At 77.8% G+C, this 18000-nt stretch carries 3 protein-coding genes; all 3 read right to left on the bottom strand.

Annotated features, from left to right (window positions below; all coding sequences use genetic code 11):
- Positions 1–22: 22 nt before the first annotated feature.
- From ABTY61_RS34725 to ABTY61_RS34715, 3 genes are read right to left on the bottom strand one after another with little or no spacing between them, the layout of a single operon-like run.
- Entirely contained in the window at positions 23–4015 is a 3993-nt protein-coding gene (locus ABTY61_RS34725; RefSeq protein ID WP_502895480.1) for a type I polyketide synthase, read from the bottom strand.
- A complete protein-coding gene (locus ABTY61_RS34720; RefSeq protein WP_502895483.1) occupies positions 3996–12785 on the bottom strand; it encodes a type I polyketide synthase in 8790 nt (2929 codons plus the stop codon). Before ABTY61_RS34720 ends, ABTY61_RS34725 begins: the two co-directional genes overlap by 20 nt.
- A gap of 58 nt (positions 12786–12843) precedes the next feature.
- On the bottom strand, positions 12844–17997 hold the full coding sequence (locus ABTY61_RS34715; RefSeq protein WP_502895482.1) for a type I polyketide synthase: 5154 nt from the start codon (positions 17995–17997) through the stop codon (positions 12844–12846).
- Positions 17998–18000: the final 3 nt, after the last annotated feature.

Here is an 18000-nt window from a genome sequence, read left to right as displayed (position 1 = left end):
GTCTGTCGGTCGGATCTCTTGGTCAGCTGCCGCGGTCCGGCTCGGTGAGCCAGCGGTGGACGGCGTCGGCCGTGCTGTCGGAGTGGTCCTCCAGCACGGAGAAGTGATCGCCGGGGATGTCCGCGCGCTCGTGCGGCAGTCGCCAGAAGGCCCGCCAATCGGGGCCGCCGGGCCGCTGCGCGGTGCCGGGCAGCGGCTGCTCGGCGCGCAGCAGCAGGGTGCGGGTGGCGACGGGCTCGGGCTGCCAGGGCCCGAAGGCGCGCAGGTAGGCGCCCATCGCGGTGAGCCCGGTGTCGGTGAGGGTGAGCTGTTGGCCGCCGAGCCGGTCGAGCATGCCGTTGACCATCGCCGGCATCCACCACTCCATGCCCGGCAGCGCGGCGGTGTCCATCGGGTACGCGTCGACCAGCACCAGCCCGGCCGGGCGCAGCCCGCGCCGCTCCAACTCCGCTGTGACGGCGTGCGCCACGCACCCGCCGAGCGAGCGCCCCAGCACCGCGAACGGCCGCTCCCCGTACAGTTCCTGGACGGCGTCGGCCTGTAGTCGGACGAACGCCGCCGCGGAGTCGGGCAGCGCGCTGCCCGGCCGGTAGCCGGGGGCCGGGAGGGCGTGGGCGGTCCGCCGCCCGTCCAGCGCCTGCCCGAACCGGGCGTACTCGTGCGGCCCGGAGAGCGCGGTCAGCGCCGGGAAGCACACCAGGGCGAGCGGCGCCGGGCCCTCGGACAGCGCCACCGGCGCCACCCCGTGCCCGGCCCGGTCCTCGGCACCGAACGGGGTGCGCAGCTCGGAGGCGGAGACCAGCACCTGGGTGGCGGCCGGGATGCGTCCGGCCCGGCACAGTGCCAGGTAGACCGAGGCCAGCGGCTCCACCGGGCCGGACGCATCGGAACGCCGGCGGGCCAGTTCGCCGTGCAGGTGCTCGGCGAGGGCGAGCGGGTCGGGGTGGTGGATGGTGAGCGCACCGGACAGCCGCAGTCCGGTCGCGGCGGACAGCCGGCCGCCGAGCTCCACGGCGGTGAGGGAGTCGAAGCCCTGCTCGACGAAGGCCGTCCCGGCGGTCAGTGCCTCCGGATCGGCGTGCCCGAGCACCGCGGCGGCCTCGGCGCGCACCAACAGGAGGAGGGCGTCGAGCAGTTCGGGGCCGGACAGGGCGGCGTGGCGCTCGGCCCAGTCGGCCGGGGGCGGGGGCTCGGGGGTGCGCTCGTGCGGCAGGGCAGGTGCGGGGGCGCGGGTGCCGACGGGGGCGTCCAGCCAGAACCGGGTGCGCTGGAAGGGGTAGCCGGGCAGGTCGACCTCGTGGGCGGTCCGCCCGGCGAAGGGGCCGGTCCAGTCGACAGGTGCGCCCGCGGCGTACAGCCGGCCGACGGCCGCCAGCAGGGTGTGGGGCTCGGGCCGGTTCCGGCGCAGTGCGGAGGCCAGGGTGGCCGGGCGGGCGCGCGGGCCCGGCTCCTCCCCGGCGAGGGCGTCCCCGGTGAGCGCGGTGAGGACGCCGTCCGGGCCGAGCTCCAGGAAGCGGGTGGCGCCCTCGGCGCGCAGGGTGCGGACGGCGTCCAGGAAGCGGACCGGCCGCCGGGCGTGCTCGGCCCAGTGGTCCGGGTCGGCCGGGTCGGCGGCCGTGGCGAGGCGTCCGGTGAGGTCGGAGACCCATCCGACCCCGGGCGGGTGGAACGTCAACTCCTTGGCTGCGGTGCGGAAATCGTCCAGGACCGGGTCCATCCGGTGGGAGTGGAAGGCGTGGCTGACCCGTAGCCGGGTGGCGCGGCGGCCGCGGGCCCGGAAGGCCTCGGCCACCGCCTCGACCTGCCGCTCCTCGCCGGAGACCACCACCGCGCGCGGCCCGTTGACCGCGGCGAGGCCCACCGCGCCGCCGTGCCGGGCGAGTTCGGCGGCCGCTTCCTCCTCGCTCGCCTCCAGGGCGGCCATCGCACCGCCGCCCGGGAGGCGCTGCATCAGCCGTCCCCGGGCTGCCACCAGGGCAGCGGCGTCCGGGAGTTCGAGCACCCCGGCGGCGTGGGCGGCGGCGAGCGCGCCGACCGAGTGGCCGGCCACCAGGTCCGGGCGCACGCCCCAGGAGTCGAGCAGTCGCAGCAGTGCGGCCTGGAGGGCGAACAGGGCGGGCTGGGCGTACTCGGTGCGGTTCAGCCGCTCGGCGTCGGCCGGGGCGCCGGTGGAGCGCAGCACGGCGTCGGCGACCGAGAACGGCAGGTGGCGGTCGAGTTCGGCCGTGACGGCGTCGAAGGCCCGGGCGAACTCCGGGTAGCTCCGGTACAACCCGGCTCCCATGCCCGGGCGTTGGCTGCCCTGGCCGGTGAACAGGAAAGCCGTCCGGCCGCCCCCGGCCGGGGCGAGCGGGCCGGGCGCGGCGGCGAAGGCCTCCAGCCGGTCGGCGGCCTCGGCGCGGTCGGTGGCCACCAGGACGGCCCGCAGCGGGTGCCGGGCGGTGCGGGTGGCCAGTGACCGGGCGAGGTCGGCCGTCCCGGGGCCGCCCTCGGACCGCAGCAGGGCGGCGACCTGTCGGGCCCGGGCCCGCAGCGCGGCCTCGCCGCGCGCGCTGAGCACCCAGGGCAGCGGGGTGGCCGGTACCTGGTCGGCCTGCTCGGCTGCCTCGACCTCCTCGACCTCCTCGGCCTGTTCGATGATCACGTGGGCGTTCGTCCCGCTCACCCCGAAGGCGGAGACCCCGGCGGTGCGCGGCCGTCCGGTATCCGGCCAGTTCCGCGCCTCGGTGAGCAGCCGCACGCCGCCGTCCGCCCAGTCCACGTGGGGCGTCGGGCGGTCCACGTGCAGGGTGCGCGGGAGGGTGGCGTGGCGGATCGCCTGGACCGTCTTGATCACCCCGGCGACGCCGGCCGCGGCCGCGGTGTGGCCCAGGTTGGATTTCAACGAGCCGAGCCAGAGCGGGTGTTCGCGGTCGCGCCCGGTGCCGTAGATCGCCTGGAGGGCCTGCGCCTCGATCGGGTCGCCGAGGGTGGTGCCGGTGCCGTGCCCCTCGACCGCGTCGACGTCCCCGGGGGCGAGCCGGGCGTCCGCGAGGGCCTGGCGGACGACGTTCTGCTGGGCGGGGCCGCTGGGGGCGGTGAGGCCGTTGGAGGCGCCGTCCTGGTTCACGGCGGTGCCGCGGACCACGGCCAGCACCCGGTGTCCGTGGCGCCGGGCGTCGGAGAGCCGCTCCAGCACCAGCAGTCCGGCGCCCTCGGCCCAGCCGGTGCCGTCGGCGGCGGCCGCGTAGGAGCGGCAGCGGCCGTCCGGGGAGAGGCCGCGCTGACGGGAGAACTCGACGAAACCGGTGGGCGAGGACATCACGGTGGCGCCGCCCGCCAGGGCGAGGTCGCTCTCGGCGGCCCGCAGCGAGCGCACGGCCAGGTGCAGGGCGACCAGGGAGGAGGAGCAGGCGGTGTCGACGGTGACGGCGGGACCCTCGAAGCCGAAGGTGTAGGCGATCCGGCCGGAGGCGACGCTGGCCAGGTTGCCGATGCCCAGGTGGCCCTCCAGTTCGGCCACACCCGCCCCGGGGCGGGTGTGGTACTCCTGCGCGGTCAGCCCGGTGAAGACGGCGGTCCGGCTGCCGCGCAGCCCGTCCGGGTCGAGCCGGGCGTGCTCCAGGGCGTGCCAGGCGGTCTCCAGCAGCAGCCGCTGCTGGGGGTCGGTGGCCAGGGCCTCGCGCGGGGAGATGCCGAAGAACGCGGCGTCGAACTCGGCGGCGTCGTACAGGAATCCGCCGTGCCGGGCGTAGCTGGTGCCGGGCGTGGCCGGGTCAGGGTGGTAGAGGGCGTCGGTGTCCCAGCCGCGGTCCTCGGGCCAGGCGCCGACGGCGTCGCGTTCGGCGGCGACCAGCTCCCACAGCTGCTCGGGCGAGTCGGCGCCGCCGGGCAGCCGGCAGGCCATCCCGATGACGGCGATCGGCTCGCCCCGCTCGTACTCGGCCTGCTCCAGCCGGCGTCGGGCGTCGCGCGCGTCGGCGAGGGCGCGGCGCAGGTAGTCCCGCAGCTTCTCCTCATCGGCCATCGTCGCCACTCCTTCCGGTGAGTGCGGTGCCGGCGGCGGGCCGGGCGCGGTCGAGTTCGGCGAACAGCTCCTCGTCGCTGGCACTCGCCAGGTCGAGCTCGGGGTCGCGGCCGAGGTCGCGGTCGGGGCCGGGCTCGCCGCCGAGCGGCGTGGGCCGGCCGTCGGACGGGTCGAGCCGGGCGGCCAGCGCGGCCAGTCGGGCGGCGAGTTCCCGGCGGTCGGCCCCGGTGCCGGGCAGGGAGCGTTCCAGCAGGTCCAGCAGGTGGGGCAGTTCGGGCGCCTCGGTGGCGGCGAGCCGTTCGTCGAGGTGGGCCGCGACGGCGGCGGGGCTGGGCCGGTCGAAGACCAGGGTGGCCGGGAGGGGCAGCCCGGTGGCGGTGACAAGGCGGTTGCGCAGGTCGACGGCGGTCAGCGATTCGAACCCGAGGTCGCGGAAGGCGCGGTCGGCGAGCACCTCCTCGGCGTCGGCGTGGCCCAGGGCCGCCGCGGCCTGGCGGCGCACCAGGTCGAGCAGGTGGGCGCGCCGTTCCTCGGGGGTGAGCCCGGCGAGCCGGGCGGTCAGTCGGCTGCCGGGTGCCTCGTCCGGCGGCGTGTCGCCGTCGTCGAGGCCGGTGGCCGCCGCGGTGGTGAGCGGGCCGGATCCGGCGTCCAGCCAGTAGCGGCGGCGTTGGAAGGGGTAGGTGGGCAGCGCGGTGGGCACCGACCGGGCGCCGGCCGGCAGGTCGGTGAACTCGACCGGGGCGCCCTGGGTGAGGGCCGCGCCGGCGGAGAGCAGGAAGCGGTCTTTGCCGCCCTGGTCGCGGCGCAGCGTCTCGATGGCGGCGCCGGGCAGGCCGCCGGCGTCCAGGGTGTCCTGGATCGCGCCGGTGAGCACGGGGTGCGGGCTGACCTCGATGAACAGGGTGCGGCCGGCCTCGGCGAGGCGCTGGACGACGGGGGCGAAGCGGACGGTCTGCCGCAGGTTGCGGTACCAGTGGCCGGCGTCCAGTTCGTCACCTTCGACCGGTTCGGCGGTGACGGTGGACCAGATCGGCAGCCGTGCGGCGCGCGGCCGGACCGGGGCGAGGGCGGCCAGCAGCTCCTCGCGGACCTGGTCGATCACGGGTGAGTGCCCGGCCAGGGTGGCGGCCCGCAGCCGTTTGGCGCGCACTCCCTCGGCGGCGCAGGCGGCGACCAGTTCGTCCAGGGCGTCCTCCTCGCCGGCCACCACGACGGCGTTCGGGCCGTTCACGGTGGCCACGCCGAGGCGGCCCGGCCAGGCGGCGATCCGCCGTTCGGCCTCGTCGGGCGGCAGCGCGACGGAGGCCATCGAGCCGCGGCCGACCAGGGTGGCCAGGATCCGGCTGCGGGCGGCGACGATCAGCGCCGCGTCGTCCAGGGTGAGCGCCCCGGCGACGGTGGCGGCGGCCACCTCGCCCTGGCTGTGCCCGACCACGGCGTCCGGGCGCACCCCGTACGACTCCCAGAGCGCGGCGAGCGCCACCAGGACGGCCCAGAGGGCGGGTTGGGCGACCTCGACCCGGTCCAGCGGGGCTGCACCGGCGCGCTGCCGGAGGACGTCGTCCAGGTCGAAGTCCAGGTGGGGGGCCAGGGCCCGCGCGCACTCCTCGATCCGGGCGGCGAACACCGGTGCGGTGTCCAGCAGTTCGCGGGCCATGCCGGCCCACTGGGAGCCGTGGCCGGGGAACGCGAACACCGTTCGAGGCGCACCGTCGGCCCAGCCCTGGACGAGGTCGGCCGAGGGCTCGCCGGCCGCCAGGGCGCGCAGGGCGGCGGAGGCGGCGGCCGGTTCGGCGGCGACGACCACGGCCCGGTGCTCGAACCGGGCCCGTCCGGCCAGCAGGGTGTGGGCCAGGTCGGCCGGTGCCTCGGCCGACCCGGGCAGGCGCTCGGCGAGTCGGGCGGCCTGGGCGGCGAGCGCGCCGGCCGTCCGGGCGGAGAGCACCCAGGGGAGTGGGCCGCTCGCCTTCCCGTCGCCCTCCGACTCACGGGCATCGGACGGTGGTTGCTCGATGATCACGTGGGCGTTGGTGCCGCTGACGCCGAAGGCCGAGATCCCCGCGCGGCGCGGACGGTCGGTCTCCGGCCAGAGCCGGCTGTCCGTCAGCAGGCTGACCCCACCCGCGTCCCAGTCCACGTCCGGGTCGGGCTGTTCGACGTTCAGGGTCGCGGGCAGCCGTCCGTGGTGCAGGGCGCCGACCATCTTGATCAGCCCCGCGACGCCCGCCGCGGCCTGGGTGTGGCCCAGGTTGGACTTCAAGGAGCCCAGCCACAGCGGTCGTTCGGCCGGCCGGTCGGCGCCGTAGACGGCCAGCAGCGCCTGCGCCTCGATCGGGTCGCCGAGCCGGGTGCCGGTGCCGTGCGCCTCGACCGCGTCGACGTCCCGCGGGTCGAGCCCGGCGGCGGCCAGCGCCTGCCGGAGCACCCGCTGCTGGGCGGGTCCGTTGGGTGCGGTGAGGCCGTTGGAGGCGCCGTCCTGGTTCACGGCGCTGCCGCGCACCACTGCCAGCACCGGGTGCCCGGCGCGCCGGGCGTCGGAGAGCCGTTCCAGCATCAGCAGGCCGACTCCCTCCGCCCAGCTGGTGCCGTCCGCGGCGGCGGCGAAAGCCTTCACCCGCCCGTCGGGCGCGAAGGCGCGGTGCCGCGAGGTGGCCACCATCCCGGCAGGCGAGGCCATCACGGCGACGCCGCCGGCCAGGGCCAGATCGGCCTCCCCGGAGCGCAGCGCCTGGGCGGCCAGGTGCAGGGCGACCAGCGAGGAGGAGCAGGCGGTGTCCACCGTGACGGCCGGGCCCTCGAAGCCGAAGGCGTACGAGATCCGCCCCGACGCCACGCTGGCGGCGCTGCCGTTGTGCAGGTACCCCTCCAACTCCTCGGGCAGTTCCCGCAGTCGGCCCGCGTAGTCGTTGTACATCACGCCGGTGTAGACCGCGGTCCGGCTGCCCCGCAGGGTGCCCGGGTCGATGCCCGCCCGTTCGAACGCCTCCCACGCCGTCTCCAGCAGCAGCCGCTGCTGGGGGTCGGTGGCCAGGGCCTCGCGCGGGGAGATGCCGAAGAACGCGGCGTCGAACTCGGCGGCGTCGTGCAGGAACCCGCCGTACTGGGTGTAGGTGCGGCCGGGCCGGTCCGGGTCGGGGTCGTACAGCGACTCGTTGTCCCAGCCGCGGTCGGTGGGCCACGGGGTGATCGCGTCCCGCCCGGAGTCGACCAGCTCCCACAGCTCCTCGGGGCTGGTCACCCCGCCGGGGAAGCGGCAGCTCATCGCGACGATGACGATCGGATCCCGCTCGTCCGGTCGTCCGTCCGGCCGCCGGTCCCGGTCGGCGGGCGCCCGGTCGGCGGGCGGACGGCCGCCGGGCAGTTCGGCGGCCAGGTGGGCGGCCAGCGACTGGGCGGTGGGGTGGTCGAAGACCAGGGTGGCGGGCAGCCGCAGGCCGGTGGCGGTGCTCAGCCGGTTGCGCAGTTCCACGGCGGTGAGCGAGTCGAAGCCGAGGTCCTTGAAGGCCCGGTCGGCGGCCACGCCGTCCCGGTCGGTGCGCCCGATCACCACGGCGGCCTCCCGGCGCACCAGCGTCAGCAGCAGCTCCTGCCGCCGGTGCTCGGGCAGGCCCCGCAGCCGGTCGGCCAGTCCCGTCCCATCGCCGGGGCCGGTCGCGCCGCCGGCGGCCGGGCGGGCCCGCCGTCGGGCCAGCACACCGCGCAGCACCGGCGGTGCCGCGGCCGGGTCGGCGTCGGCGCGCAGCGCCAGCGGCACCGGCAGCGGGTGGCCGCTGCGGACCGCGGCCGCGAACAGTGCCAGCCCCTCGTCCGCCGTCAGCGGCCGCACGCCCTGCCGGGCGAGTCGGGCCAGGTCGGCGCCGCCCAGGTGGCCGGTGAGGTCGCTGCCGTCCGCCCACAGGCCCCAGGCCAGCGAGACGGCGGGCAGCCCGGCGGCGCGGCGGTGCGCGGCGAGGGCGTCCAGGAAGGCGTTCGCGGCCGCGTAGTTGGCCTGTCCCTGGACGCCGAGCACGCCGGCGGCCGAGGAGAACAGCAGGAAGGCCGACAGTCCGGCGTCGCGGGTCAGCTCGTGCAGGTGCCAGGCCGCGTCGAGCTTGGGCCGCAGCACGGTGTCCAGCCGCTGCGGGTCCAGCGCCGTCAGCAGCCCGTCGTCCAGGGCGCCGGCGGCGTGCACCACGGCGGTCAGCGGCCGCTCGGCGGGGATCCGCGCCAGCAGCGCGCGCAGCGCCTCCCGGTCGGCCACGTCGGCGGCGACGGCGGTGGCCCGGGCCCCGAGCCCGGCCAGTTCGGCCAGGAACTCGTCCGCGCCGGGGGTGTCCGGCCCGCGCCGGGCGGCCAGCAGCAGGTGCCGGGCGCCGTGGTCGACGACCAGCCGGCGCGTCACCAGCCTGCCGAGCAGACCCAGGCCGCCGGTCACCAGCACGGTGCCCTCGGGGTCGAGCAGCCGGTCCGCCGCGGTGTTCGCTGCGGTCTCCGGCGCGGTGTCCGGTGCGATGTCCGGTGCGGTGTCCGGTGCGGGCAGGGGGACCAGCCGGGGAACGGAGGCGGCGCCCCGGCGCAGCGCGAGCTGGGTCTCCCCGGCGGCGGCCGCGGCGGCCAGGGCCGCGGGCAGGGCGCGCCGGGATTCGGCGCTGTCGTCCACGTCGACCAGCACCAGTCGGTCGGGGTGCTCGGCCTGGGCGGAGCGCAGCAGGCCCCAGACCGGGGCGGCGGCGAGGTCGACGTCCTCGCCGGTGACGGACACCGCTCCGCTGGTGACCACCACCAGGCGGCGGTCCGTCGGCTCGGCGCCGCCCAGCCGGTCCTGGACGGCGGCGAGCACCGAGTGCAGCACCTCCCGGGCCCGCTCGGGCACCGTGTCCGCGGCACCGGGCTCGACCGGCAGCCACGCCGTCCCGGGCGCGCCGCCCGCCGCCGCGACCCCGCCCGCCGCCGCGACCCCGCCCGCCGCCGCCGCGACGGCGGCTGCGGCCGGGTGGGACGGAAGCGGCTCGCCGGGGTCGGCCGGACGGTCCGCAGCGGGCTCGGGCAGCGGAAGCTCGGCCCAGCCGGCCACGTGCAGCGGCAGCCCGCGCGCGGCGCCGGCGAGCTGTTCGGCGGAGACCGGCCGGGAGGCCAGGCCGCCGACCGTGAGCACCGGCGCGCCGGACGGGTCGGCGGCGTCCAGCACGACGGTGTCACCGGCGCCGGGGCGCAGCCGCACCCGCAGCGCGCCGGCGCCGCCCGCGTGCAGCCGGACCGCGCTCCAGGCGAACGGCAGCGGCACGCCCTCGCCCCGGGCGCTCCCCCCGCCCGGTTCGACGAGGTGGAACGCGGCGTCGAGCAGCGCCGGGTGCAGCCCGTAGCGGGCCGCGTCGGCCTGCTCCGGCTCCGCCAGGGCGACCTCCGCGTAGAACTCGTCGCCGAGCCGCCAGGCCGCGCGCAGGCCCTGGAACCGGGGGCCGTACGCGCGCCCGGTGTCGGCGAGGCGCCGGTAGAGCCCGTCCAGCGGGACGGCGGTGGCCCCGGCGGGCGGCCAGACGCCGTCCGGGGCCCAGCCGGAGGATCCGCCCGGCTCACCGTCGGTGTCCGAGTCGGCGGCGAGCACGCCGTGCGCGTGCCGCTGCCAGTCGTCCGCATCGGCGCGCTCCTGCTGCACCCGGGCGTGCACGGCCACCGGCCGCCGCCCGGTGGCGTCGGGAGCGCCGACCGTCACCTGGACCTCGACGGACTGCTCCCCGGGCAGCACCAGCGGTGCCTCCAGGACCAGTTCGTCCAGGACCGGCAGGCCGAGCTCGTCCCCGGCCCGGACGGCGAGTTCGACCAGGGCGGTGCCGGGGACGACGGTACGGCCGAGCACCGTGTGGTCGGCGAGCCACGGGTGGGAGTGCCGGGCGAGCCGCCCGGTGAGGGTCGCCCCGCCGCCCTCGGCGGGCCGCAGGACGGCGCCGAGCAGCGGGTGCCCGGCGGCGCGCAGGCCGAGGGCGAGCGGGTCGCCGGTCAGGTCGGCGCGCCGCTCCAGCCAGTAGCGGCGACGCTGGAACGGGTAGGTCGGCAGGTCGACCCGGGTGGCGGGGCGCGGGCCGAGCACGGGCGTCCAGTCCACCGGCACACCGGCCACCGCGAGTTGGCCGACGGAGCCGAGGAAGCGCAGGAGCCCGCCCTCGTCCCGGCGCAGCGAGCCGGTGGCGACGGCCCCGGGGTGCCCGGCGTCCTCCGCGGTGGCCTGGACTGCGGCGGTCAGCACCGGGTGCGGGCTGGCCTCGACGAAGACCTCGTGGCCGCTGTCCAGCAGCCGCCGGACGGCCTCCTCGAAGCGGACGGTCCGCCGCAGGTTGGTGTACCAGTACGCGCCGTCCATCTGCTCGGTGTCCAGCCGGTCGCCGGTGACCGTGGACACCAGCGGGGTGTGCCCGGTGCGCGGGGCGACCGGCGCCAGCGCGCGGGCCAGCCGGGCGCGGATCCGTTCGACCTGTGGGGAGTGCGAGGCGTAGTCGACGGGCACCCGGCGGATCCGGAGGTCCTCCCGCTCGCCGAGCGCGACCAGCTCGTCCAGCGCCGCGGGCTCGCCCGCGACGACCACCGCCGTCGGGCCGTTCACCACCGCGACCGACAGCCGCCCGCCCCACGGCGCGATCAGCGCCTCGGCCCGGGCGAGCGGCAGCGGCACCGAGGCCATCCCGCCCGACCCGGCCAGCTCCACGATCGCCCGGCTGCGCAGCGCCACCACCCGGGCGGCGTCCTCCAGGGTCAGCGCCCCGGCGACGTACGCGGCGGCGATCTCGCCCTGACTGTGGCCGACCACGGCATGCGGGCGCACCCCGTAGGACTCCCAGAGCGCGGCCAGCGACACCATCACCGCCCACAGTGCGGGCTGCACCACGTCCACCCGGTCGTAGCCGGGCGCGCCGGCCCGGCCGCGCAGCACGTCCTCCAGCGACCAGTCGGTGAACTCTGCCAGCGCCTGCTGGCAGGCGGCGATCCGCTCGGCGAACACCGGTGCGGTGTCGAGGAGTTCGGCGGCCATGCCGAGCCACTGGGCGCCCTGCCCGGGGAACACCAGGACGACCCTGCGGTCGGCGCCGGCCCGGCCCCGGACCACCGCCGGGGAGGGCTCCCCGGCGGCCAACGCGTCCAGGGCGTCCAGGAGTTCGGGGGCGTCGTGACCGATCAGCACGGCGCGTTCCTCGAAGGCGGTGCGCTCGGCGACCAGGGCGTGCCCGATCGCGGTGAGCGCGTTCGCGTCCGCCGTGCCGTGCCCGATCGCGGTGGGCTGGTCCGCGTCCGCCGTGCCGTGCCCGGCCCGGACCCGGGCGGCCAGCGCGGCGGCCTGGGCGCGCAGCGCCTCGTCGGTGCGGGCGGAGAGCGTCCACGCCACCGGGCCCGACGGGGCGTCAGCCGGCTCCGGCTCCGGCTCCGGCGGGGCCTCCTCCAGGATCAGGTGGGTGTTGGTGCCGCTGACCCCGAAGGCCGACACGCCCGCCCGGCGGGGCGTCCCGGTGCGCGGCCACGGCCGGTCCTCGGTGAGCAGCCGGACCGCGCCCGACTCCCAGTCCACGTGCGGGGTCGGGTCGTCCGCGTGCAGGGTGCGCGGCAGCACCCCGTGCCGCAGCGCCTGGACCATCTTGATGACCCCGGCGGCGCCGGCGGCCGCCTGGGTGTGCGACAGGTTGGACTTGACCGAACCCAGCCACAGCGGCCGGTCCGCCGCCCGGTCCTGGCCGTAGGCGCCGAGCAGGGCCTGCGCCTCGATCGGGTCCCCGAGCCGGGTGCCGGTGCCGTGCGCCTCCACCGCGTCGACGTCCCCGGGGGCCAGCCCGGCGTCGGCCAGGGCCTGGCGGATGACGCGCTGCTGGGCGGGCCCGTTGGGCGCGGTGAGGCCGTGCGAGGCGCCGTCCTGGTTGACGGCGGTGCCGCGGACCACCGCCAGCACCCGGTGCCCGTTGCGCCTGGCGTCGGAGAGCCGCTCGACCAGCAGCAGCGCCACACCCTCCGACCAGCCGGTGCCGTCCGCGCCCGCCCCGAAGGCCTTGCACCGGCCGTCCGGGGCGAGCCCGTGCTGCCGGGAGAACTCGACGAAGATCGACGGCGTGGTCATCACCGTCACCCCGCCCGCCAGCGCCAGGTCGCACTCGCCGGAGCGCAGCGCCCGGACCGCCAGGTGCAGCGCCACCGAGGAGGAGGAGCAGGCGGTGTCGACGGTGACGGCCGGGCCCTCCAGGCCCAGGGTGTACGAGATCCGGCCGGAGGCGACGCTCGCCGCGTTGCCGACCGCGAGGTACCCCTCCAGTTCCTCGGGCGCGGTGCCGGCCGGCGGCGGGTAGTCGTTGCCGTTGGTGCCGACGAACACGCCGGTGTTGGAACCGCGCAGCTCGCCCGGCCTGATGCCGGCCCGCTCGAACGCCTCCCAGGCGGTCTCCAGCAGCAGCCGGTGCTGCGGGTCGCTGGCCAGTGCCTCGCGCGGCGAGACGCCGAAGAAGTCCGCGTCGAAGTCGCCGGGTGCGGCCAGGAAGGCCCCGTTGCCGGTGTACGAGGTCCGCGGATGGTCCGGATCGGGGTCGATCAGCGCGGCCAGGTCCCAGCCCCGGTCGGTGGGGAACCCGCCCACCGCGTCGCCGCCCTCGGCGACCAGCCGCCACAGGTCCTCCGGGGAGTCCACGCCGCCGGGGAAGTGGCAGGCCATGCCGACCAGCGCCACCGGCTCGGAACTCCGGGCCTTCGCCTCGCGCAACTCGCTCCGGGTCTCCTGGAGTTCGGCGGTCACCCGCTCCAGGAGGTACCGCATCCTGCCGTCGTTCACAATTCCGTCCTTCGTAGGGTCGGCCGTTCCCGGGTACCGGAGGGCACCGCACGGGCGACGGTCAGGAGATGCCGAGTTCCCGGCCGATGAAGTCGACGAGCTCGTCGTCGCTGGCCGCCGCCAGGCCCGCGCCGAGCGCGGAGCCGTGCCCGGCGCCCGTCAGCGCGCCGAGCCGCCGCACCGCCTCGTCGCGGGCGGGGTCGTCCTCCGCCAGGGCGGCGAACAGCCGCTCCACCTGGTCGAGCCCGGCGAGCAGTTCGCCGCCCCTCCCGGCGGCGGCAGGCGCCGGCAGGTCCAGCCGGGCGAGCAGCTGCTCGGCCAGGGCCTGTGGCGTCGGATGGTCGAACACCAGGGTCGCCGGCAGCCGCAGACCGGTCAGCCGGCCCAGGCGGTTGCGCAGTTCGACGGTGGCGATGGAGTCGAAGCCCTGGTCGCGGAAGCCCCGGTGCGCGGCGACGGTGTCGCCGTCCGCCCGGCCGAGCACGGCGGCGGACTCCGTGCGGACCCGGCGCAGCAGCTCCCGGGCGCGGTCCGCCGCCGCCAGCGGGGCCAGCTCGGCCCGCAGTCCGGCCCCCGGATCCGCACCGCGCGCCGCCGCGCCCGCGGCGCCGTCCTCGGCAGAGGCGGCCGGGAGGAGCTCGGCGAGCAGCGGATGGGAGCGCACGGCCGCCAGCGCCGACCAGTCCGCGGCCGCGACCAGCAGGTGCGGGGTGCCGTCGGCGAGCACCCGGTCCAGCGCGGCCAGAGCCGTGTCCGGGGCCATCGGCAGGTAGCCGTGCCGACGGCTCTGCCGGGCGGCCTCCGCGTCGGCGATGCCCGCGCCCGCCCACAGGCCCCAGGAGACCGAGGTGGCGGGCAGCCCGGCGGCCCGCCGGTGCAGGGCCAGGGCGTCCAGGTAGGCGTTGCCGGGCGCGTAGTTCCCCTGCCCGGGCAGGCCGGTCACCGCGGCGGCCGAGGAGAACAGCACGAAGGCCTCCAGGTCCAGCCCCCGGGTCAGCTCGTCCAGGTGCCGGGCCCCGAGCGCCTTCACCCGCAGCACCCGGTCCAGCTGCTCCACCGTCAGCGCGCCCAGGGTGGCGTCGTCCAGCACCGCCGCCGTGTGCAGCACCGCCGTCAGCGGCCGGTCCGCCGGGATCTCCGCCAGCAGCCGCGCCACCGCCTCCCGGTCCGCCACGTCCACCGCCGCGAAGCTCACTCCGGCGGCCCCCAGCCCGGTCAGCTCCGCCGCCAGTTCGGCCGCCCCGGGCGCCGCCGCGCCGCGCCGCCCGGCCAGCAGCAGGTGTTCGGCCCCGCGCCGCGCCAGCCAGCGCGCCGCATGCCCGGCCAGGGCGCCGGAACCGCCGGTGAGCAGGACCGTCCCCCGGGGCGCGGCCAGCGGCACCGGGCCGCGCGGGCGGGTGCCGGGCTCCTCCGGGGCTGCGGTTGCGGTTGTGCCTGTGTCGGTGCCTGCGGCTGCGGCTGCCGGGACGGCCGGGCCGTCCGCCGGGGCCGGGACCACCCGGCGGGCGAACAGGCCCTCGGCCCGCACCGCGAGCTCCGCCTCCGGGCCACCCGCGAGCAGCGCCCGCACCGCACGGGCGGCGGCCCGGCCGCCCGGCTCCTCCGGCAGGTCGATCAGGCCGCCCCACTGGGGGGTCTCGGCGGCGGCGACCACCCCGAGGCCCCACACCAGCGCGCCGTCCGGATCGGCCACCGGGTCGCCGGGCCCGGTGGCGGCCGCGCCCGTGGTCACCGACCACAGCGGGGCGTCGAACCCGGCCGCCTCCAGGGCCTGGAGCAGCGCCAAGGTCCCGGCCAGGCCGCCCGGCACCGCCGGTCGGCCCTCGACCGGCGCGGAGACCAGCGACAGCAGGGACAGCACGCCGGTGACCGGACCGCCCGGGTCCGGGGCACCGGCCGCGCCCAGACGGCTGAGCACCGCCTGGGTGCCGAGCACCGCCGCCGTCGCCCGGTCCACCGCCGGGCCGTCCGGGGCGTCAGCCGCTGCCGCGCCCAGCCGGCCGGCGTCCGCCAGGCATGCGCTGAACTCGGCCCGGTCCGCCCCCGGTGCCACCTCGACCCGCCCGACCGCCGCGCCGGCCCGCCGCAGCGCGCCCTCCAGCAGCTCCCGCCAGAGCGAGACCCGCTCGGCCTCGTCCGCGTCCAGCCGCGCCGCCTCGGGCAGCACCAGCAGCCAGCGACCGGCCGGACCCGCCGGCTCGTCCTCCGTGACCCGGCGCCAGACCACCCGGTGCCGCCAGCCGTCGATCTCCTCGTCCCGCTCGCGCGCCGCACGCCAACCGGCCAGGGACGGCAGCAGCGCGCCGAGCGCCGACCGCTGCGCCTCGTCGTCGACCCGGAGCAGCTCGGCCAGGCTCCCGGCGTCCTGCCGGGCGACCGTGGACCAGAAGCCGTCCTCGCCGGGTACGGTCGCCGCGCCGCCGCCGTCCTCCGGGGGCGCGGACCAGTACCGCTCGTGTTGGAAGGCGTAGGTGGGGAGGATGTCCGCGGAGCCCCGGACACCGCCGAGCAGGGCCGTCCAGTCCACCGGGGTGCCCCGGGTGTAGACCGTGCCGAGGGCGGTGAGCAGGGTCTGCGCCTCGGGCCGGTCGCGGCGGAGCAGTGCGGCCACCGCGGGCTCGGCCCGGGTTCCGTCCGAGCCGTCCGAGCCGTCCGAGCCGTCCGAGCCGTCGGGGGTGTCCGAGGTGTCCGGCTCGTCCGCGAGGGCCGCTCTGGTGAGCGCGGCGAGGACGCCGTCCGGGCCGAGTTCGAGGAAGGCCGTGACGCCGTCGGCCGCCAGTCCGCGGGCCGCGTCCAGGTAGCGGACCGCCTGCCGGGCGTGCGCGGTCCAGTGATCGGGCCTCAACGGGCGCTGGGCGTCGTAGAGTTCGCCGTCGAGGGCGGAGCGGATCGGGATCCGCGGCGGATGGTGCGGCAGGGTGGCGGCGATCCGGCCGAACTCGGCGGTGATCGGGTCCATCAGCGGGGAGTGGAAGGCGTGGCTGGTCCGCAGCCGGCTGAACCGGTGGCCGAGCGCCCGGAACCGCTCCCGCAGCTCCCGCACGGCCCGCTCCTCGCCCGAGACCACCGTCGAGCCCGGGGCGTTGACCGCGGCCACGGCCACCACACCGTCCACGGCGGCGAGTTCGGCCAGCACCAGGCTCTCGTCGGCCTCCACCGCCAGCATCGCGCCGCCTTCGGGCAGTGCGTCCATCAGCCGGGCCCGCGCGGCCACCAGGGTGACCGCGTCCGGCAGGGTGAGCACCTGGGCGGCGTGCGCGGCCGTGATCTCACCGATCGAGTGCCCGGCGAGCCGGTCGGGCCGGACGCCCCAGGACTCCAACAGCCGGAAGAGCGCGGTCTGCAGGGCGAAGAGGGCGGGTTGGGTGTAGGCGGTGCGATCCAGCAGGCGGGCCTCGGCGGTGCCGGGGCGGGCGAAGAGCACGTCGCGCAGCGGATGCCGGAGGTGCGGCTCGAAGGCCGCGGTGACCTCGTCGAGGGCCGCCGCGAACACGGGGAAGGCGGCGTGGAGTTCGCGCCCCGCGCCGGGGCGCTGGCTGCCCTGGCCGGTGAAGAGGAAGGCGGTCCGCCCGCCGGTGACGGCTTCGCCGAGCACGGCCGCGGTGGTGGGCTCACCCGCGGCGACCGCGGCCAGGGCGGCGCGCAGGCCGGCCGCGTCGGAGCCGGTGACCACGGCACGGTGGTCGAACTCGGTACGGGTGCCGGCCAGGGCGCGGGCGATAGCGTCGGGGTCGGGGCGGTCGCCGACGCTGTCGAGCAGTCGGCCCGCCTGGGCGCGCAAGGCGGCCGGCGTACGGGCGGAGAGCACCCACGGCACGGACGGGAGGCCGCTGGGGGGCTGCGCGGCGGGGGCGGGTTCCGGGGCCTGTTCGAGGATGAGGTGGGCGTTGGTGCCGCTGATCCCGAAGGAGGAGATGCCGGCCCGGCGCGGCCGGTCCAGCTCGGGCCAGGCCCGCTGCTCGGTGAGCAGGGAGACGCCGGCCGCCCAGTCGACGAGCGGTGTGGGCTCCTCCGCGTGCAGGGACCGGGGCAGCACGCCGTGGCGCAGGGCGGCCACCGTCTTGATCACGGCGCCGACCCCGGCGGCGGCCTGCATGTGGCCGAGGTTGGACTTGAGCGAGCCCACCCGGAGCGGCTCTCCGGTCCGGCCGCGCCCGTAGGTCTCGACCAGCGCGGCGGCCTCGATCGGATCGCCCAGCGTGGTGCCGGTGCCGTGCGCCTCGACGGCGTCCACCTCGCCCGCCGTCAGGCCCGAGCGCCGCAAGGCCTCCTTGATCACGCGTTGTTGGGCCCGGCCGCTGGGTGCGGTGAGCTGGCTGCTGCGGCCGTCCTGGTTGACCGCGCTGCCGCGGATCACGGCGAGCACCCGGTGCCCGTTGCGCTCGGCCTCCGACAGCCGCTCCAGCACCAGCACCCCGACGCCCTCGGCCCAGCCCGTCCCGTCGGCGCCGGCCGCGAACGAACGGCAGCGCCCGTCGGGGGAGTTGGCGCCCTGGCGGCTGAAGTCCACGAAGGTCGCGGGGGTGGACATCACGGTGACGCCGCCCGCCAGCGCCAGGGTGCACTCGCCGCTGCGCAGGGCCTGGGCGGCCAGGTGGACGGCCACCAGGGAGGAGGAGCAGGCGGTGTCGACGGTCACCGCCGGGCCCTCCAGGCCGAGGGTGTAGGCGATCCGGCCGGAGACCACGCTGCCCGCGCTGCCGACGACCAGATAGCCCTCCAACTCCTCGGGGGCGCGCCGGAACCGGGAGCCGTAGTCGTGGTACATGACGCCCGCGTACACGCCGGTGCGGGTGCCGCGCAGCTCGGCGGGGCGGATCCCGGCGCGTTCCAGGGACTCCCAGGCGACTTCGAGCAGCAGGCGCTGCTGGGGGTCCATGGCCGCTGCCTCGCGGGGTGAGACGCCGAAGAACTCGGCGTCGAACTGCCCCGCGTCGTAGAGGAATCCGCCTTGGCGGGTGTAGCTGTGGCCGGGCTTGTCGGGGTCGGGGTGGTAGAGCTGCTCGGGCCAGCCGCGGTCGGCCGGGAACGCGCCGATCGCGTCCCGGCCGTTCGCCACCAACTCCCAGAGTTCCTCCGGGGAGTTCACCCCGCCCGGGAACCGGCCCGCCATCGACACGATGGCGATCGGCTCGGACTCCCGGGCCTCCAGTTCGTCCAGCCGTCGACGGCTCTGCCGCAGCTCGGTGGTGACGCGCCTGAGGTAGCCGCGCAGCTT

The organism is Kitasatospora sp. NPDC096128, from assembly GCF_040303105.1.
GTDB lineage: Bacteria > Actinomycetota > Actinomycetes > Streptomycetales > Streptomycetaceae > Kitasatospora.
Note: the sequence above shows the minus strand (reverse complement) of the source record. Positions and strands in the feature narration are given on the sequence as shown.